A 19,573-nucleotide genomic window follows, 5' to 3' on the forward strand; every position below is an offset into this window, starting at 1 on the left:
CCAACAAAATTGACAAGTAGAGACGAATTAGCGTCTCTACTCAAAATTAGGCGGGAGTATTAACAGCGGGTTGTGACACAGGTTCTTCCTGAACACCGCGCACCTTAATTAACCGAATAGCCCTACTAACACTTTCCGGTAAAATTACCACTAAACTACCATCCGGAGCCATGTCCAAACCTTTATTAATGGCTTGGGTCTCGTCTAGGATAGACTCATAACGACAATTGGCTTTAGTTTGGGTGATACCTTGAACAATCAAATCCGATCCTGATCCCCTAGGTCTTCCCCTGGTGTCATCATCTTCCTTAACAATGATGTAGTCAAAGATCTCAGCTGCTAATTTTCCTAGAGTAACAAAATCCTCATCACGGCGGTCTCCTGGTCCTCCAACCACTCCTATACGCTGCCCGCTTGTCCAATTGCGTACAAAAGAACCTAAAGCCTGGTAGCTGGCGGGATTATGGGCATAATCCACTAAGGCATGGTATTTACCCAAATTAAACAGGTTCATTCTACCTGGTGTTTGATTTACAGAAGCCCGAAAAGATCTTAAACCAGCGCGAATCTGTTCAATAGTGACATTTTGTACAAAAGCTGCTAGACTTGCCGCCAAAGCATTGGCAATCATAAATGGTGCTTTACCACTCATTGTTAAGGGTATACTTTCAGCTTTTTCTATCCGGTGTGTCCAATCACCTTTGACAATTGATAGATAACCATTTTCATATACTGCTGCCACTCCTCCCTTTTGAATATGCCGTTGCACAAGCTCAGAATCGGGATTCATAGTGAAGTAAGCAATATTAGCCTTTGTCTTTTCCGCCATAGCAGCTACCCGATAGTCATCAGCATTTAATACCGCATATCCATCAGGAAAGACCGCTTCCGACACAACGCTTTTAAGATTAGCCAACTGTTCAATAGTATCAATATCACCAATGCCTAAATGGTCTGCGGCCACATTTAAAACCACACCCACATTAGCGAACTCGAAGCCCAAACCAGAGCGGAGGATACCCCCACGGGCGGATTCCAGTACGGCCACCTCCACGGTTGGGTCTTGCAGGATGAGATGGGCGCTCTGGGGACCAGTATTATCTCCAGCTTCCACCAAAAAATCACCGATATAAGTACCATCAGTAGTAGTGTAACCCACAATTTGACCTGTTTGCTTATAAATGTGAGCCAACAGACGAGTGGTAGTAGTTTTACCATTAGTACCAGTAACACTAAGGATGGGAATGCGGGTAGGTTTTTCATTGGGAAACAGCATATCCATCACCGCACCAGCCACATTGCGGGGAATACCCACACTGGGAGCAACGTGCATCCGAAAACCAGGGGCGGCATTAACTTCCACAATTACACCATCCATTTCTCTCAAAGGGCGACTAATATCCGTGGTTACCACATCTAAACCAGCGATATCCAAACCGATAATTTTTACCACCCTTTGGGCTAACCAGATATTTTCCGGATGAATTTCATCCGTACGGTCTACAGCAACGCCACCTGTACTCAAATTTGCTGTAGCTCGTAAATAACAAATCTGTTCTTTACCAAGCACAGTATTAATGGTATAACCCTGCCTTTCTAATAATTGATAGCTAGTGCGGTCGAGTTCAATTTTGGTTAGCACATTGTCATGTCCTTCGCCGCGATTAGGATCTTTATTGGTTTCTTCAACTAATTCAGCAATAGTTAATTTACCATCACCAACCACGTGAGCGGGAACACGTTCAGCCACAGCCACAACCTTACCATCCACGACTAAAACCCGATGGTCACGCCCCACATAATAACGTTCTACGATAATTGAGCGAGAAACTTGCCTAGCGGAGTGATATGCAGCTTCAGCATCATCCCAACTTCTAATATCAATGGTAATCCCACGACCATGATTACCATCAAGGGGTTTAATGACGATGGGATAACCACCAACATAGTCAATGGCCTCTTCCAAATCGTCCAGAAAATTGATTACAGTCCCCTTGGGTACGGGGACTCCGCTATTAGCCAAAATGCGTTTAGTAGCTTCCTTGTCACAAGCCAGTTCCACCCCAAGAATGCCAGTGTTGTCAGTCATGGTGGCTTGCATCCGCTTTTGATGGACACCATAGCCCACCTGGATCAAAAACCTGGCGGATAATGGCATCCAGGGAATACCTCGCCTTTGGGCTTCCTTAACTATGGCCTCCGTTGAAGGACCGAGGGAAGCATCTCGCCAACAGTCTTTTAGATCTTGAATATCTTGTTCCAATTCGGCTTTAGGATAGCGTCCCCTGTCAACAATACTTTGACATATTCTAACTGCCGCCCGGGAAGCATAGCGTCCAGCTTCTTCATTGAGATATTCAATCACAACTTGATAAATCCCAGGGGTGGCGGTTTCACGAGTACGGCCAAAGCCTACTTGCATTCCAGCCAATTCCTGGAGTTCTAGGGCTACGTGTTCTACGATATGACCCATCATGGTCCCTTCTCGTACACGCATCAAAAAACCGCCTCTACAGCCTGGTGAGCAATAATGACCTTCTAGGCTGGGTAGGGCTTCCACCAATCCTTCATAAAAGCCTGAAATTTGATTGGATGGCGTTTCTGCTAAGTTCTCCAAATCTAGGCGCATGACGATTAGTTTATGGCGTCGAATGCTCCAATAATTTGGTCCGCGTAAGGTCTGGATCTTGAGGATTCTCATGGGTGTAGGTAGATGGAGATTCGGAACCAAAATTTTAGTTTCTTACTCAAGTTAACCGGTAAACTGTTCATGGTGAACGGTTTTTTCCCTTTACTTAGGAATAGGCTGATCTTTTGGTGATAAATCATAGCTGGCGGGTTAAGACACATTGTCACCATAACTAGGGAGACGATGCACTGCTGGTAAAACAGTACGTTGGTAGAGGTGAAACCGATCTCCATAACTTAGAATGTGCAAGCGTAAGTTATGGACGTTCAAAGGTTCATTGGCACTAACATGAGGCTCATTGGTATGAGTTAGTTCAGTGGGATCCACAATGGTCACACTACCCTTGCCCACCACTTGTAACCACCCATCCCTTTCAAACACGGCACAAGTATCCTCATCAATACCAATACCAAGACGGTCTGGATGGGCCGCAATAGCACTAATTAATCTTCCCATACGGTTTCGATTATGAAAGTGCTGATCGACAATCACTTCAGGAATAAATCCCAAACCTGTTGCCATATCTACTAAAGAACGGTTAGGCGTTTCCCCGCTTCCCCCACCAGCAATCATGTGGTGTCCCATAACGGCTGCTCCTGCACTTGTTCCTGCTAGAGTTAATTGTCCTGCTCTTACGCGTTGCCGGATTAAGTCCATGGCTGGTGTATCCGCTAGGACTCCACAGAGTCGCAATTGGTCACCCCCGGTTAAAAACACCCCAGTACAGTTTTCTAGAGATGCTTTAATTTGAGGGTTTTCACATTGTTCACGCTCACGAATGTCCAAAATTTCCACCTTCTGGGCACCCATTTCTTCAAACAAGCGAATGTAACGACCACCGATTATGGCTGGTTCTCTTGAAGCAGATGGAACAATTGTAATATAAGCCTTACTAGCGCCAGCACGAGCAACAAAAGTTCTTAGAATTTCACGTCCGTGAACTTTGTCCTCTGCGCCTCCGATCACTAGAACGGCAGTTTTAGTTGCTTGGGGTGTCCTCATTTCCAGCGTTTTAGCTTTTAATTGCTGCATTGTGTTTCTTGGTTCAACAACTTCAGTGGCCTTCGCCTTAAACGGTTAGTTGGTGACGAATGGCAAGTGAATTCATTTAATCAGGTTTCTTACCGTCTTGATTTCCGACCTTTGCTTTTTTGAGAGGACATTAATGAACTTTTGGGAGCGAACCCCCTAATTTTTCCTTAAACGCACACGAAGCCTATTTTCTGTCATGTTCGTTACTTTTCCTCATCACCATCACCGTTTACCTTTCTATTTGTTTGTCTGAAATAAAATAGATTTTACGGTGTTTTCAGGTTTGCGATCGCTAGTTTTTTAGGGCATTTTCACTTTAGGTGGCCCTTAGAGATTCAAGCTCGCCTCCCCCCGGGTGGCTACGGTTATAAATTCAGTCGTGATAATTATTTAAACATAGATTCAAACATAAACTAGATGATAAATATAGTTCTCTTACTTTTTAGTCAACCCTTATGATAATCTAAAACATGCAGGGAATTAATAACCCTGCTCTCAAAAGATTACTTGATAGGGATATATGACCAGACTTATTTGCACGGTCATTTTACCTGCTTCTGCTCTGGAATATTGTGCGTTTTGATACTGTGCGTTTTGATATAGTTACACTTTTTCCCGACTGTTTTGGTTCCATTCTCAGTTCTGGTCTTTTAGGGAAGGCTCTAAATAGGGGTATTGCTGAGGTTTATTTGGTTAATCCCAGGGATTTCACCAAGGATAAACATCGTAAAGTAGACGATGAACCCTACGGTGGGGGTGTGGGTATGTTGCTTAAACCTGACCCGATTTTTACTGCGGTTGAGTCCCTACCGATTTTACCTCGTCGGGATATCATTCTTATGAGTCCCCAGGGACAAACTATCAATCAACCCCTTTTGAGAGAATTGGCTACTAGCTATGATCAGTTAGTTGTCATTTGTGGACATTATGAGGGCGTTGATGAGCGTGTTCTCAATTTAGTTACCCGTGAGGTGTCTTTGGGTGATTTTATTCTGACAGGTGGCGAAATCCCCGCTATGGCCCTATTGAATGGTGTGGTTCGTCTTCTACCGGGTACTGTGGGTAAGGTAGAATCTCTCAAGGCTGAAAGTTTTGAAGCGGGTTTATTGGATTTCCCCCAATACACCCGTCCCGCTGAGTTTCGAGGTTGGAAGGTTCCCGATGTTTTGCTTAGTGGTAATCACGCGGAAATTTCTCGCTGGCGCTTTCAACAACAAATTGAACGGACTGCTTCTCGTCGTCCTGATCTGCTGGAAAAATGGCAACGAGAACGCTCTGATTCTCTAGATCCCACCCCCAGGGAGAAAGAGGATTAATTTACTGAACACCCAAATAAATAAACAGACAATGACTACAAATATCAGAATTGGTAACGGCTATGATATTCACAAATTGGTGAGCGATCGCCCATTAATTCTTGGTGGTGTTCACATACCCCATGAATTGGGTTTGTTAGGACATAGTGATGCTGATGTGTTAACCCATGCAATTATGGATGCTATGTTGGGTGCCCTGTCTTTGGGGGATATTGGTCATTATTTTCCCCCTAATGATCCTCAGTGGAAAGGGGCCAACAGTTTGGTATTATTAAAACAGGTTCATGGTCTCATTCTCAATCAAGGTTGGGAAGTGGGCAATGTGGATTCTGTAGTGGTAGCTGAACGTCCCAAGTTAAAACCCTATATTCATCAAATGCGTGAGCAGTTAGCATCTACTTTAGCAATACAACCCCATCAGGTTGGGGTAAAAGCCACAACCAATGAAAAATTGGGTCCCACTGGTAGGGAAGAAGGTATTTGTGCTTATGCGGTCGTTTTGTTGGTGGCAAATCCCTAGTATTTAATAGTATATTATAGTATGTCCTTAATCAACAAGTATCTCAAATCAGCAAAACGAAACCTATTATTTATCATTATAGTTTGCTTTATAGCCACACCCCTAACCGGTTGCAATCCTAGTAACTTTAAAAACCCTAATGTTAGGGATGTGCCCCAATTAGTAACCAGTATTCTCAGTGATCCAAAAACTTTTAACTACGCTTTAAGTTCTGAGTCTCCCAATATATTTGGTTATACCTACGAAGGATTAGTTAGCCAAAATCCCCTGACGGGGGAGATAGAACCAAATTTAGCCCAATCCTGGGAACTTTCCGAGGATAAACTAAAAATTACCTTCACCATGCGTGAGAACTTAAAATGGTCTGATGGTCAACCCCTCACCGTGGATGATGTTGTATTCACTTATAATGAAATTTATCTAAATAAACAAATACCCACAGATATAAGAGATATTTTGAGAATTGGTAAAGAAAGAAAACTACCTAAAGTAACAAAAATAGACAATAGGAGAGTAGAATTTACTGTTCCCGAACCCTTTAGACCCTTCCTACAAAGCGTAGGTGCTGCCATATTACCAGCGCACATCTTACAAGAATCAGTGGTGACAAAAGACCAAGATGGTAAACCGAAATTCCTGAGTATTTGGGGTGTGGACACTCCTCCAGAAAAAATCATCGTTAACGGTCCCTATCAACTAGAACGCTACGAAACTAGTCAAAGAATCATTTTTCGTCGTAACCCCTACTATTGGCGTCAAGATTCCCAGGGTCAACCCCAACCTTACATTGAACGGATTATTTGGCAAATTGTGGAATCAACAGATACAGCTTTGCTCCAATTTAGATCCGCTGGAATGGATGCTATATCAGTCACACCTGATTATTTCTCATTGTTAAAAGTCCAGGAAAAACAAGGAAATTTCCAGATTTATAATGGCGGACCCTCCACTGGTACTAGTTTTATTTCCTTTAACTTAAACCAGGGCAAAAGAAATAACAAACCCTTAGTGGATCCGATTAAATCCCAGTGGTTTAACCAGGTAAAATTTCGTCAAGCGATCGCCTATGCAGTAGACAGGGAAACCATGATTAATAATATTTACCGTGGTTTAGGTCAAACCCAAAATTCCCCGATTTCCGTGCAAAGTCCTTACTATCTCCCACCAGAAAAGGGATTAAGAGTCTATAATTACAATCCCGAAAAAGCCAAAGAATTACTGATAGAAGCTGGATTTAAATACAACAGTCAAAACCAATTAGAAGATGGTCAAGGAAACAAGGTAAGATTTAGTTTGCTCACCAATGCTGGTAATAAAATCCGGGAAGCAATGGGTGCCCAAATCAAACAAGATCTGAGTAAAATTGGCATTCAAGTTGATTTTACCCCATTAGCATGGAGTACATTTTTAGACAAACTATCTAACACCCTAGATTGGGAAGCATCCCTATTAGGTTTAACCGGTGGTTTAGAACCGAATGATGGTGCTAACGTTTGGTCTCCTGAGGGAGGATTACACATGTTTAATCAAAAACCGCAACCGGGACAAAAACCCATAGAAGGATGGCAAGTAGCACCCTGGGAAAAGAAAATTCATGAACTATATATTCAAGGAGCCCAGGAATTTGATGAAACTAAGGTGAAAGAAATTTACGCCCAGAGTCAAAAATTAACCCAGGAGTATTTACCATTTATTTACCTAATAAATTCCACCTCCTTGGTAGCAGTGCGTAATCGATTTACGGGAATTAAATATTCCGCACTCGGTGGTCCATTCTGGAATATTCATGAAATTAAAATTAGGGAATAAATTAATGACTCAACCAGAAAATTTGCAATCCCTATTACAAGCTGTAGCTAATGGTAAAATTAGTCCTGATCTAGCCCTAGAATCTCTCAAAAATCTAGCATACGAATCTGTAGGTGAATTTGCCAAAATTGACCACCATCGTCATTTAAGAACCGGGTTTCCAGAAGTCATTTGGGGACCTGGTAAAACCCCTGACCAAATTGCCCAAATTATGGAAATTATGCGTCCACGCGCTTCCGTAGTCATGGCTACCCGAATTACTCCTGAGATATATTCCATACTACAAAAAAAAGTAAGGGGACTAAAATACTACGACCTAGCAAGGATTTGTGCCCTTTCTCCCGATGAAACCCCACCGCGATTTCCTGGAGAAATAGGAATCCTCTCCGCTGGTACTGCTGACCTACCCGTAGCTGAAGAAGCTGCTATAACTGCTGAACTATATGGTTTTAGAGTGCAGCGTCTCTGGGATGTGGGTGTAGCAGGAATTCACCGCTTACTCAATAATCGTCATTTGCTCAATTCAGCATCTGTCCTAATTGTTGTAGCAGGTATGGAAGGTGCCCTACCCAGTGTAGTAGCTGGTTTAGCAGATTGTCCCATAATTGCCGTGCCCACCAGTATTGGTTACGGGGCAAATTTTGCGGGTTTGGCTCCCCTACTCACCATGCTCAACTCTTGTGCTGCTGGTGTGGGAGTGGTCAATATTGATAATGGATTTGGCGCAGCAGTTTTAGCAGGTCAAATCCTACGTACCGCCCAGAAATTGAAGAGAGAACCAACTTAAACCATATAATACAACTAAACAATAGATTTTCTAAAATTGATTTTATGACCGCAAAACAAACTTGGAGCCAAAGGTTTGAATCCGCACTACACCCGACTATCGCCCGTTTTAATGCTAGTATTACTTTTGACATTGAACTATTAGAATATGATATTACTGGTTCCCAAGCCCATGCGAAAATGTTGGGTCACAGTCAAATCATTACTCCAGAGGAAGCAGAGCAATTAGTGACCGGTTTAGAACAGGTACGTCAGGAATATCGACAAGGAAAATTCCAACCCGGTATTGATGCGGAGGATGTACATTTTGCGGTAGAAAAACGACTTACGGAAATTGTGGGTGATGTAGGAAAAAAACTACACACCGCCCGTTCTCGTAATGACCAGGTAGGAACTGACACGAGACTCTACCTACGGGAGCAAATCCAACAAATCCGTCAACACCTAAGGGAGTTCCAGCAGGTATTATTAGATCTAGCTGAGAAAAATATTGAAACTCTCATCCCTGGATACACCCACCTACAAAGGGCCCAACCCCTAAGTTTGGCTCATCACCTCCTAGCCTATTTTCAAATGGCACAAAGGGATTGGGAAAGATTAGGGGATGTGTACAAACGGGTAAACATTTGCCCCCTAGGTAGTGGCGCTCTAGCAGGTACTACCTTTCCTATTGACAGGAAGTACACCGCACAGCTATTGAATTTTGACAGTATTTATGCTAACAGTTTGGACGGGGTAAGTGATCGAGATTTTGCCATAGAGTTTCTGGCTGCTGCTAGTACAATTATGGTGCACCTCAGTCGCTTGTCAGAAGAGGTAATTCTATGGGCCTGTGAAGAATTCCGTTTTATCCACCTAAAGGATAGCTGTGCTACCGGTTCCAGTATTATGCCACAAAAGAAAAACCCGGATGTTCCTGAGTTAGTTAGAGGTAAAACAGGTAGGGTCTTTGGTCATCTTCAGTCTATGTTAGTGATTATGAAAGGACTACCCCTAGCCTATAACAAAGACTTACAAGAAGACAAAGAAGGTATATTTGATAGTGTAAACACTGTCAAGTCTTGCTTGCAGGCAATGACAATTCTATTAAGAGAAGGTATGGAGTTTCGCCAAGAGCGTTTGGCTGCAGCAGTGACGGAGGACTTCGCTAATGCTACTGATGTTGCAGACTACTTAGCAGCTCGAGGAGTACCCTTTCGAGAAGCTTATAACATAGTTGGTAAAGTAGTTAAAACTAGTATTTCTGCTGGTAAGCTCTTGAAAGATTTAACCTTGGAAGAATGGCAACAAGTACACCCATCCTTTGAGAGTGATATCTATGAAGCTATTTCCCCACGCCAAGTAGTAGCTGCGCGTAACAGCTATGGCGGCACTGGCTTTGAGCAAGTTAGACAAGCGATCGCCAGTGCCCATAGTCAAATTTTACAAAGTTGACTTTTCCTCCAAGGACTACCCTATTTCGGACCTAAACCAACTGTGCCAGCATAAATAGCGCGATCGCCCAATTCATGCTCAATTCGCAATAAACGATTGTACTTAGCTACTCGTTCACTACGACACAGAGAACCAGTTTTAATTTGTCCTGCACGGGTAGCAACAGCCAGATCGGCAATAGTGGTATCTTCAGTTTCACCGGAGCGGTGACTGATCACAGAACGAAAACCATTACGGGTGGCCAAATCAATAGTTTCCAGAGTTTCCGTCAGGGAACCGATTTGATTTAACTTAATCAAAATTGAGTTACTAGCCTTTTGTTCAATACCCTTTTGTAAGCGATTGGCATTAGTTACAAATAAATCATCACCTACCAACTGCACCTGGGAACCGACCTTCTGGGTTAGTAATTGCCAATTATGCCAGTCTTCTTCGTGTAAACCATCTTCAATAGAAATGATAGGATACTGACCAACCAACTGTGCTAAATAATCAATAAACTCTACTGGAGTATGGGACTCACCATCATAAACATACTGACCATCTTTGTAAAATTCACTAGCGGCCACATCTAAAGCCAAAGCGACCTGCTCACCGGGTTTATAACCAGCTTTTGCGATCGCAGCAACCAACAACTCCAAAGCTTGTTGATTGGACTCTAAATTAGGTGCGAAACCGCCCTCATCACCCACACCAGTCAATAGACCTTGGTCATCCAGAACCCGACTGAGGGTGGCAAATACTTCCGCACCCCAGCGCAAAGCTTCACTAAATGAGGGAGCCCCCACAGGAACAATCATAAATTCTTGAAAGTCCACATTATTAGCTGCATGGGCGCCCCCATTGATCACATTCATAAGGGGAACTGGCAATAAATTGGCTAAAGGCCCACCTAAATAACGATAGAGGGGAATATCCAAAGCTGCTGCACCTGCTTTTGCTGCTGCTAGGGAAATTCCTAAAATAGCATTGGCCCCCAAATTAGCCTTGTTATGGGATCCGTCTATGCCAATCATGGTTCTATCTAAAAGTTCTTGGTTAAGAACATCCAACCCCAACAACTTGGGAGCCAATATTTCATTGGCATTTTTCACAGCTTTGAGGACTCCTTTACCACCATAACGACTCTTATCCCCATCTCGCAGTTCATGAGCTTCAAAAGTACCTGTGGAAGCACCGCTAGGAACTTGGGCCAGTCCCACCGCACCCCCAGCTAGATGTAATTCTGCTTCTAGGGTAGGTCTCCCTCGGGAATCAAGAATTTCCCGAGCTACAATAGCATTGATAGCAGTATCCAGATAATTGGTCATTCCTTTTCCTCAGTCTGTATTATCCTTGGTTTACAGATTAGTTTATGGGGTGATCGGGCAAAATGGGTTGAGATTAAGGAATATTTTCGGTAATTGTGCAGCAGTTGCTCCTAAGTTTACCAAATCCGCTATCCTGTTACTTGTTTTACATTACAAATCCAGATTGAAGAGGTCAATTATGAGATTGTTACACACCATGCTCCGGGTGGGAAATTTAGACAAATCTTTGGAATTCTACTGTGATATCCTGGGAATGAAATTATTGCGTCGCAAGGACTATCCCACGGGAGAATTCACCCTAGCTTTTGTGGGATATGGAGATGAAAGTGACAATGCTGTTATAGAATTAACTTATAATTGGGGAGTGGAAAAATATGAATTGGGTACTGGATATGGTCATATTGCTTTAGGAGTTGATGACATTTACTCCACCTGTGAAGCCATTGGAACCCGTGGTGGTAAGGTTGTACGTCAACCTGGCCCTATGAAACATGGTTCAACGGTTATAGCCTTTGTTGAAGATCCAGATGGGTATAAAGTGGAGTTGATTCAGATGGCCAAGAGTTAATATGGACATGGGGATTTGGGGAAGTTATATGGAGGTTATATTTATTTAGCAAGTCCTAAATTCAAAGTCTTAAATTGCAAGTCGTAAAAATGCAGCCTACAGATCCAAATAAATTTACTGACACAGCATGGGATGCTGTAATTAAATCTCAAGATATAGTCCGTGCTTATCAACAACAACAATTAGAAGTAGAACACCTAATTTTAGCCATTCTAGAAACTTCTAGTGCGGTTACTTCGGGTATTTTGACTCGCGCTGAAATTGATCCAATTAGATTACAAGAACAATTAGAAGCCTACACTAAACGCCAACCGAAAGTGGGAAAGACGGATCAACTCTATTTAGGGCGCAGTTTAGATTTACTCCTGGACCGAGCAGAGGAAATTCGCGGGAGAATTAAGGATGGGGAAATCTCTGAAGGTCATATTTTATTAGCTCTTGCAGAAGATGAACGGGTTGGTAGACGGATCTTTAAAGGTTTAAATATTGATATTTCTAAGTTAGAATCTGCTGTCCAAACTGTCCGTGTGACTCAAAAGGTTTCTGGAAAAGACAATGGGTCTGGGGATGGTTCTGAACCAGCACTAAAACGTTTTGGGCAAGATCTAACTGAACAAGCAAAAGCTGGAAAATTAGATCCTGTTATTGGTCGTGATGATGAAATTAGACGGGTAATTCAAGTCTTATCCAGACGTAGTAAAAATAACCCGGTTCTTATTGGTGAACCAGGGGTGGGTAAAACGGCGATCGCTGAAGCTCTGGCCCAAAGAATGATTAATGGCGATGTTCCTGAATCTCTGAAAAATCGTCAGTTGATTACCCTGGATATTGGCAGTTTAATTGCTGGTGCTAAATATAGAGGTGAATTTGAAGACAGATTAAAAAATGTCCTCCGGGAGGTTACTGAATCTAATGGTCAGGTAGTTTTGTTTATTGATGAGTTACATACAGTGGTGGGAGCTGGTTCCAATCAACAGGGAGCTATGGATGCTAGCAATCTCCTCAAACCTATGTTAGCTCGTGGTGAACTTAGATGTATTGGCGCAACTACTTTAGATGAATATCGCAAATATATAGAAAAAGATGCTGCTTTAGAACGAAGGTTTCAACAGGTTTTTGTGGATCAACCCACGGTAGAAAACACTATTTCTATTTTGCGCGGTCTTAAAGAACGCTATGAAGTCCATCATAATGTGAAAATTGCCGATTCCGCTTTGGTTGCTGCAGCTACTTTATCAGCTCGTTATATTGCAGATCGGTTTTTACCTGATAAGGCCATTGATTTAGTTGATGAAGCAGCGGCCAAGTTAAAAATGGAAATCACCTCCAAACCCTCAGAACTGGAAACCATTGACAGACGTTTAATGCAGCTGGAAATGGAAAAATTGTCCCTGTCGGGAGAAGAAAAAGCTACCGCTCCTACCAAGGAACGATTGGACAGAATTGAACAGGAAATCTCTAATTTAACTACTAAGCAACAAAAATTGAATGAACAATGGCAAGGAGAAAAGCAGTTATTAGAAGCCATTAGTAGTTTGAAGAAAGAAGAAGATGCACTCAGGGTACAAATTGAGCAAGCGGAAAGAGATTATGATTTAAATAAAGCTGCTCAATTAAAATACGGCAAACTGGAAGGGGTGCAAAGAGAACGAGAAATTAAAGAAACCCAGTTATTAGAAATTCAACATCAGGGTTCTACTCTATTAAGAGAACAGGTCACGGAAGCGGATATCGCAGAAACAGTCGCTAAATGGACTGGGATCCCGATTAATCGTCTGTTGGAATCGGAACGTCAGAAACTACTCAAACTGGAACATCATCTCCATGAGAGGGTGATTGGTCAAGAAGAAGCTGTACTCGCAGTATCAGCTGCTATTCGTCGTGCCCGCGCAGGTATGAAAGACCCATCCCGTCCCATAGGTTCCTTTTTGTTTATGGGCCCAACTGGAGTGGGGAAAACCGAACTTGCTCGTGCCCTGGCTCAATTTCTGTTTGATTCCGAGGATGCTTTAGTTAGGTTGGATATGTCCGAATATATGGAAAAGCATTCTGTCTCCCGTTTGGTGGGCGCTCCCCCAGGATATGTTGGTTATGAAGAGGGTGGTCAGCTCTCAGAAACTATTCGTCGTCACCCCTATTCTGTAGTTTTGTTGGATGAGGTGGAAAAAGCCCATGGCGATGTATTTAATATCTTACTCCAGGTCTTAGACGACGGAAGAATTACTGATAGTCAGGGTAGAGTGGTGGATTTTCGGAACACTGTTATAGTGATGACTAGTAATATTGGTAGTGAATATATCATTGATATTTCCGGGAATGGGGATAAGCACGAACTGATGCGGAACAGGGTAATGGATAGTTTGCGATCGCATTTTCGTCCTGAATTTATTAATCGGATTGACGACCTAATTTTGTTCCACACCTTGAATCGTTCTGAGATGGGTCAGATTATTCGCATTCAATTGCAAAGGGTGGAGAAATTATTAAAAGAACAGAAGATCTGTTTAAATATAACCGACAATGCCTGTGATTATTTAGTAGAAATCGGGTACGATCCAGTATATGGTGCCCGTCCATTAAAGAGGTCAATCCAGCGGGAAATAGAAAATCCCCTAGCGACCAAGATATTAGAAAACAGCTTTGTTGCTGGGGACGTAATTGTTATAGACAAGGGAGAAAATGGACTGACATTTTTTAAAAAGCAGGAAAATTTGCCGTCTCCCATTAATCCCCTTGAGTTGGTTACAGGATCTCGCCCTCAATAAAAACTTGCGGACTTGCGATGGTGGATAGCAGTCATACCATCTTGATTGAGTACCTTACCATCATTCACAGTCGCATAAACTAACCAGTGATCTCCCACTTCCATGCGGCTTTGCACGGTACATTCCAAGTACGCCAAAGCACCATTTAAAATTACACCCCCATTTCCCTCGGTGATGTCCAAACCCTTAAATCTGTCCTGTCCGGGTTCGTAAACCTTCATAAAATGTTTACGTATTTCCCGTCCTTCAGCTAGAATATTGACAATAAATGGATTACTTGTATGAGTTAGGTTTTCCATAGCGCGGTCCTTAGCTACCGCAATAGTCAGTCCAGGAGGATTAAAACTGGCTTGGGTTACCCAGGATGCTAACATCCCAGTTTTGATTTCTCCTTGAGTTGCTGTGACCACACATAAAGAACCTATGATGCGACCTACAGCTTGTTCTACATTAGTTGCAGGTTGTTTTGCTACTAAGGATTTTTTAGTAAACCGTTTTAACGCTTGGGCAAAATCCGTACCTGCTTCCTCACAGTTTTGTAAAGTGGACTCGTTAGGTTTGAACTTGACTCGAATAGGTTCAAAACCAAATCTAAAACCAGCATCTTTCAGTTTACCTTCCAGCAGATCCACTGCTTCCCCACTCCAACCAAAGGAACCAAACACCCCTGCTAACTTAGTATTAGTTGCAGTAGATAAAACAATACCCAAGGCTGTTTGTACCGGTGTAGGTGCGTGTCCACCTAGGGTGGGGGAACCAATAACAAAACCCGCACATTTTTCGATCGCACTTTTAATTTCTTCTGGGTCTGCGAACTCGCAATTAATGGACTCCACCCTAACACCTGCTTTGGTAATACCACGAGCGATCGCTTGGGATAGGGTAGCGGTGTTACCATAGGCGGAAGCATAGATCAATGCTACACTAAGTTCTGAATTAGTTTGTTGTTTAATCCATTCTCGATAAGAGTGCGTTAGCTCCTGCAGCCCATATCTTACTAATGGTCCGTGACCGGTAGCATATAGTCGAATTTGTAAATCTGCCAGTTTATCCAAAGCGGTTTCCACTTGTCTTGGGTGGGGGGCCATGAGACAGTCGAAATAATAGCGACGATCTTCGGTAAAAACCTCCCAACCCTCATCAAAAACCTGATCACCACAAAAGTGAGATCCAAACAACTTATCAGAAAAGAGAATTTCTGTTTGGGGATCATAGGTACACAGTTGGTCTGGGTAACGGGGGTTGGGAGTGGGAATAAATTGGAGATGATGACCCTTTCCTAAGTCTAGGGTTTCATCACCCCGCATGATCAAAATGGGTAAATCGTCATTTTCCAGTGCTGATTTGAGGTTTTTTGCTCCTGGGTTAGAGCAAACAAAAGTGATTTGAGGAGCAATTTCTCTTAATGCTTTTAGAGTTGCAGCTCGGTTAGGATTGACGTGACCTAGAATTATATAGTCAATGGATTTTGGGTTAATTCTATCTTGTAATGCATCCAAATAAATCTTGGTAAAAGTTTCCCCTGGGGGGTCAATTATGGCAATTTTATCACTCTTAATGACAAAGGAATTAGCTGTGGTCCCCTTGGCTAAACCATATTCAATTTCAAACCGCAATCTTGTCCAACTGCGGGAGCGTAATATGATGGTATTTGTACCAATAGGTATTATCTGTACATCACGGGGTTTAGTAATTGACATAGTATCTCCAATATTTTAAGTGTGATTTAAAGTTTATGGGGTGCGTTAAACGCACCCAAAACTGGCGAACTAGGGATTAGTAGTGATTACCGACTTTACGATGGTGAACTGCTGTGAGTGAGTCTGGCTTAGATACTCTTCCCGCATAGACGGTACTATATACCGCCCAATGATCACCACAGTCCATCCGACTTACCACTTCACATTCCATATAGGCTAAAGCATCACTTAAAATCGGAGCGCCATTTTCTGCTGGTTGGGTTTTTACACCTTCAAACCGGTCCGCACCGGGAGCAAATCGCTTTAAAAAGTGCTTCATCAATGTTTGATAGTTACCTTCTTCTAAAACATTGAGGACAAACCGATCTCCTACTTGCATCAAAGATTCTATGGCCCGATCTTTAGCTACCGCAATGGAAAAACCTAGGGGTTTAAAACTGGACTGACTTACCCAGGAGGCCAACATAGCACTGGAAACATCACCCTTTTTGGCGGTGATGATATATAACCCACCACTAATCCTCCCCAGGGCTTTATCTAAATCAGCACCCAAGGATTTCATCGCTTTGATGCTTTTCTCTTTGGTAACTAACTGTCCCAGGTCAGTCCCAGCTTCCTCGCATTTTTTGTATGTGTTTTCTGTCGGTGTTTCTCGTATCTCAATCACAGGGAAACCAATCATTAAACCCGCAGCTCGGAATTTATTTAACAGTGGGTAGGTGGGTTCATCATCTCCACCACCAGTTTCAAAAATACCAATGGCTTGTTTTTCAGTAGCTGACCCCAAAACCGTACTCACTGCAGCTTGCATGCTGGAATTAGTGGTGGAAACTGGCGACATTCCTAGAACTAATCCCTTACACCGTCCCACTAGTTCCCGTAGCTCCTGTAGGTCTACTGCTCCACCTAGATCCACCATCTCTACCCCTAGACCCGTCTTCATCACCCCGTTAGCAATGGATTGGGCCAGGCGATCGCTATAACCATACTCAGAGAGATAGAATATCCCTACTACGCTTTCCGCTTTGGTTTGACTTTGACTCCAGGTGCGATAACGTCCCGTTAATTCCTCCACGTTGTGGTATAACAGAGGTCCATGACCGGTAGCAATCATTTTGATATGTTTCAATTCTGCCATCCGCTTTATAGCAGATAACACAGAGCGGGAGTTGGGTCCCATGAGACAGTCATAGTAGTATTTGAAGTCTTCTTCAATGGTGGCTAAATTGTCATCAAATGTGCTATCTGAGCAGTAGTGCATGCCAAAAGCATCACAGGTATATAAAGTTTCTGTATGGTGATCGAAACTAAAAATAGTGTCGGGCCAGTGTAAATTGGGAGCTATGACAAATTCCAATTCATGACCATTTCCCAGAGACAAGCGATCGCCATTTTTCACTATCCGACGTTTAAATGGTTGATGTACCAAATCTTCTAAAAATTGAATTGCTACCTTAGATCCAACCACGGTGATATCAGGAGCTTTTTGCAGCAGATCCTTAACTAATCCGCTGTGATCGGGTTCTGTGTGGCTAATGATGAGATAGTTTATATCTTGAAGATTAATTAAGCTAGTGAGTGCGTCAAAATATAGGTGACGGAACTTTTCATGAGACGTGTCAACTAGAGCTATCTGTTCACCGCGAATCAGAAATGAGTTATAGGTTGTACCATTTTGTAACCCAAACTCAATATCAAAACGGTCCCGATCCCAGTCTAAGGAGCGGATAGCTGTGGTGTCTTGAGCAATTTCTACAGTCTGTGTGGTCAGACGTTTGACAGGAGCTTGTTTTTCCTGTCCAGCATCGGTGAGCAATACCATAACTCCCCTCCTTAATTTCTTTTGAGCATTAATTCCTCTACTCTTGATTGTGACACGGTTTTAATGTTACTGTTTATTGAAAAACCTATGGCTGAGTTAAGAAACTTAAAACTGTGAAACTGAATAGCAGATCAGAAGTTAGGGATGATTTTGTGCTAGGATTGGCCATTGGCAATTCCCATTTACACTGGGGTTTATTTCTGGGGAAAAAGTTATGCTTCACCTGGGATAGTAAACATTTACCGGAAGATGTGATCTTGCAGATCCCTCAATGTCAAACCCTGGATGAACTGATTACCCTGACCACCCAATTTTCTTTTCCCTCTCACTCCCCAGCTATTTACTGTCCTCTTCCCATTTTTTTAGCTTCCGTGGTTCCCCAGGAAACTCAAACATGGCTATCCTACCCTAACATACAAGTGATCACCTTAAATCAAGTCCCCCTGAAAGAAATATATCCTACCCTGGGTATTGATCGCGCTTTAGCTTTATTGGGTACGGGTAAAAAGTATGGATTCCCAGCTTTAGTAATTGATGCAGGTACAGCTTTAACTTTTACAGGTGTAAATGAAAATGAGTCTTTAGTTGGTGGAGCAATTTTACCGGGTCTGGGTTTACAACTAGCCAGTTTGGGAGAAAATACTGGGCAATTGCCATTATTGACAACGGGGGAAATTCTCAATTTACCACCACGTTTTGCGCTGGAGACGAAAACAGCAATTCTCAGTGGAGTTATTTACACATTGTTGGCGGGAATCCAGGATTTTATTGATTATTGGTTGTCTTCGTTCCCCCACACTTACATTGCAATCACTGGAGGGGATGGAACTTTATTAAAAGACCTTTTAGTTCAACTATCTCCCTCCCTAGGAAAAAGGTTAATTTCAGACCCACATCTCATCCTGTGGGGGATTGAAGAAGTCCTGAGAAACCATTAACAAGTGAAAAAGTCTAGGATATATTGAGCTACTGCAGTTGTACAGGTTTGGGGTAAATTGTTTGTTCCATGGGTGATGATTTTTAACTGGGATTGGGAAATCATGGATGAATAGATCTTACTCTTCTCCAGATTTTCCCTCTCATCCTGACCACCTTGCAAAATCAAACAAGGTAGTTCTAGGGTAACTAAATTATTGTCTAATAATTCCCTGTCAATTTCCCGAAATTGCCTATTGAATAATAATTGGCACGCTGTAGGATGATCCAAGAATTTGCGGTGTAATTCCAAGTATTTATTTATTTTGTTTTGCCAACCTAATATTCTAATTATTGGATTGAATCTCTTATCTAAACACTTAAACACTGCAAATAATAAGGACGGTGTATTAGCTAAACGCCGCATACTTGAGCAAGTTGGTTCTAATTTATCTGTCTTTATGCCCTCTGGTTGTAATAACAACAAACTAATAATATAATCAGGATATTTCAGCGCATAACTAGTGGCAATCCAAGCTCCCAAGGAATCCCCTACTAAATAGAATCGCTTCAGCTTCAAAGCTTTTACAAACTCATTCAAACACTCTACTTGTAAGCTGATTGAATGATGTACATTGGGATTTGCGGATGTACCAAAACCTAATAGGTCTGGTGCAAAACAATGGAATTTATCAGCTATTAAACTCATTACCTGTGTCCACTGACTACCATCATTCCAAGGTCCGTGTAAGAAGATTATGGGGATTCCTTCACCGATTTCATGCCAGAATAGAAGTCCTTGGGGAAGTTTGATGCGGGAGTTGCGGAATGGGGTTGTATACGGCATAATCCATTGAAGCAATACTAAGGTTGAATTTTGGGTAAAATCAAAAGATTAATTAAAAAG

The 19,573-nt window shown here is 42.4% G+C and carries 14 protein-coding genes; 8 read left to right on the top strand and 6 right to left on the bottom strand.

All coding sequences use genetic code 11. The features are described from left to right. Window positions 1-46: 46 nt before the first annotated feature. Both cphA and ASL19_RS10900 read right to left on the bottom strand, forming a co-directional pair. Window positions 47-2,701 (bottom strand): cyanophycin synthetase, encoded by a 2,655-nt coding sequence (gene cphA / locus ASL19_RS10895; protein ID WP_057178365.1) that lies wholly within the window; start codon window positions 2,699-2,701, stop codon window positions 47-49. Between the two features lie 138 nt (window positions 2,702-2,839). Further along, window positions 2,840-3,721 (bottom strand): cyanophycinase, encoded by an 882-nt coding sequence (locus ASL19_RS10900; protein ID WP_057178366.1) that lies wholly within the window; start codon window positions 3,719-3,721, stop codon window positions 2,840-2,842. 587 nt (window positions 3,722-4,308) lie between these two features. Between ASL19_RS10900 and trmD the strand changes: the two genes are divergently transcribed. Genes trmD through argH form a run of 5 tightly spaced genes read left to right on the top strand, consistent with a single transcriptional unit; the run spans window position 4,309 to window position 9,586 of the window. Next, complete coding sequence (gene trmD, locus ASL19_RS10905; protein ID WP_040008604.1) at window positions 4,309-5,037, top strand: tRNA (guanosine(37)-N1)-methyltransferase TrmD; 729 nt, start codon at window positions 4,309-4,311, stop codon at window positions 5,035-5,037. Window positions 5,038-5,068: 31 nt separating this feature from the next. Continuing rightward, window positions 5,069-5,557 carry a 2-C-methyl-D-erythritol 2,4-cyclodiphosphate synthase gene (ispF, locus tag ASL19_RS10910; RefSeq protein ID WP_006276549.1) on the top strand — a complete coding sequence of 163 codons (489 nt, stop codon included), beginning with the start codon at window positions 5,069-5,071 and terminating at the stop codon, window positions 5,555-5,557. 21 nt (window positions 5,558-5,578) lie between these two features. Continuing rightward, complete coding sequence (locus ASL19_RS10915) at window positions 5,579-7,366, top strand: ABC transporter substrate-binding protein (RefSeq protein ID WP_057178367.1); 1,788 nt, start codon at window positions 5,579-5,581, stop codon at window positions 7,364-7,366. Between the two features lie 4 nt (window positions 7,367-7,370). Next, window positions 7,371-8,153 carry a nickel pincer cofactor biosynthesis protein LarB gene (gene larB / locus ASL19_RS10920; protein ID WP_057178417.1) on the top strand — a complete coding sequence of 261 codons (783 nt, stop codon included), beginning with the start codon at window positions 7,371-7,373 and terminating at the stop codon, window positions 8,151-8,153. 44 nt (window positions 8,154-8,197) lie between these two features. Then, entirely contained in the window at window positions 8,198-9,586 is a 1,389-nt protein-coding gene (gene argH, locus ASL19_RS10925; protein WP_057178368.1) for an argininosuccinate lyase, read from the top strand. A gap of 20 nt (window positions 9,587-9,606) precedes the next feature. Here the strand turns inward: argH and eno are convergent, their stop codons facing one another. After that, on the bottom strand, window positions 9,607-10,896 hold the full coding sequence (gene eno / locus ASL19_RS10930) for a phosphopyruvate hydratase (protein ID WP_006276553.1): 1,290 nt from the start codon (window positions 10,894-10,896) through the stop codon (window positions 9,607-9,609). A 178-nt stretch (window positions 10,897-11,074) separates the two neighbouring features. Here eno and gloA point away from each other — a divergent pair, with 178 nt between their 5' ends. Together gloA and clpB are read left to right on the top strand one after the other, a co-directional pair. Beyond that, on the top strand, window positions 11,075-11,464 hold the full coding sequence (gene gloA / locus ASL19_RS10935) for a lactoylglutathione lyase (RefSeq protein WP_050784611.1): 390 nt from the start codon (window positions 11,075-11,077) through the stop codon (window positions 11,462-11,464). A gap of 89 nt (window positions 11,465-11,553) precedes the next feature. Further along, window positions 11,554-14,229 carry an ATP-dependent chaperone ClpB gene (clpB, locus tag ASL19_RS10940; protein ID WP_057178369.1) on the top strand — a complete coding sequence of 892 codons (2,676 nt, stop codon included), beginning with the start codon at window positions 11,554-11,556 and terminating at the stop codon, window positions 14,227-14,229. Here clpB and ASL19_RS10945 read toward each other — a convergent pair. Together ASL19_RS10945 and ASL19_RS10950 are read right to left on the bottom strand one after the other, a co-directional pair. Beyond that, a complete protein-coding gene (locus ASL19_RS10945) occupies window positions 14,223-15,929 on the bottom strand; it encodes a diflavin flavoprotein (RefSeq protein WP_057178370.1) in 1,707 nt (568 codons plus the stop codon). The genes clpB and ASL19_RS10945 overlap by 7 nt on opposite strands. A 76-nt stretch (window positions 15,930-16,005) precedes the next feature. Then, window positions 16,006-17,751 (bottom strand): diflavin flavoprotein, encoded by a 1,746-nt coding sequence (locus ASL19_RS10950; protein ID WP_057178371.1) that lies wholly within the window; start codon window positions 17,749-17,751, stop codon window positions 16,006-16,008. 113 nt (window positions 17,752-17,864) lie between these two features. Here ASL19_RS10950 and ASL19_RS10955 point away from each other — a divergent pair, with 113 nt between their 5' ends. Then, window positions 17,865-18,689 (top strand): pantothenate kinase, encoded by an 825-nt coding sequence (locus ASL19_RS10955; protein WP_057178372.1) that lies wholly within the window; start codon window positions 17,865-17,867, stop codon window positions 18,687-18,689. Here ASL19_RS10955 and ASL19_RS10960 read toward each other — a convergent pair. Further along, a complete protein-coding gene (locus tag ASL19_RS10960; RefSeq protein ID WP_057178373.1) occupies window positions 18,686-19,513 on the bottom strand; it encodes an alpha/beta fold hydrolase in 828 nt (275 codons plus the stop codon). The genes ASL19_RS10955 and ASL19_RS10960 overlap by 4 nt on opposite strands. Window positions 19,514-19,573: the final 60 nt, after the last annotated feature.

Source organism: Cylindrospermopsis sp. CR12, assembly GCF_001432185.1.
Classification (GTDB): Bacteria; Cyanobacteriota; Cyanobacteriia; order Cyanobacteriales; family Nostocaceae; genus Raphidiopsis; species Raphidiopsis raciborskii.

Bases quoted from the DNA above. Each gene is read 5' to 3' on its own strand.
- cphA (WP_057178365.1), bottom strand. From the start codon at position 2,701: ATGAGAATCCTCAAGATCCAGACCTTACGCGGACCAAATTATTGGAGC.
- ASL19_RS10900 (WP_057178366.1), bottom strand. From the start codon at position 3,721: ATGCAGCAATTAAAAGCTAAAACGCTGGAAATGAGGACACCCCAAGCA.
- ispF (WP_006276549.1), top strand. From the start codon at position 5,069: ATGACTACAAATATCAGAATTGGTAACGGCTATGATATTCACAAATTG.
- ASL19_RS10915 (WP_057178367.1), top strand. From the start codon at position 5,579: ATGTCCTTAATCAACAAGTATCTCAAATCAGCAAAACGAAACCTATTA.
- larB (WP_057178417.1), top strand. From the start codon at position 7,371: ATGACTCAACCAGAAAATTTGCAATCCCTATTACAAGCTGTAGCTAAT.
- argH (WP_057178368.1), top strand. From the start codon at position 8,198: ATGACCGCAAAACAAACTTGGAGCCAAAGGTTTGAATCCGCACTACAC.
- eno (WP_006276553.1), bottom strand. From the start codon at position 10,896: ATGACCAATTATCTGGATACTGCTATCAATGCTATTGTAGCTCGGGAA.
- gloA (WP_050784611.1), top strand. From the start codon at position 11,075: ATGAGATTGTTACACACCATGCTCCGGGTGGGAAATTTAGACAAATCT.
- clpB (WP_057178369.1), top strand. From the start codon at position 11,554: ATGCAGCCTACAGATCCAAATAAATTTACTGACACAGCATGGGATGCT.
- ASL19_RS10945 (WP_057178370.1), bottom strand. From the start codon at position 15,929: ATGTCAATTACTAAACCCCGTGATGTACAGATAATACCTATTGGTACA.
- ASL19_RS10950 (WP_057178371.1), bottom strand. From the start codon at position 17,751: ATGGTATTGCTCACCGATGCTGGACAGGAAAAACAAGCTCCTGTCAAA.
- ASL19_RS10960 (WP_057178373.1), bottom strand. From the start codon at position 19,513: ATGCCGTATACAACCCCATTCCGCAACTCCCGCATCAAACTTCCCCAA.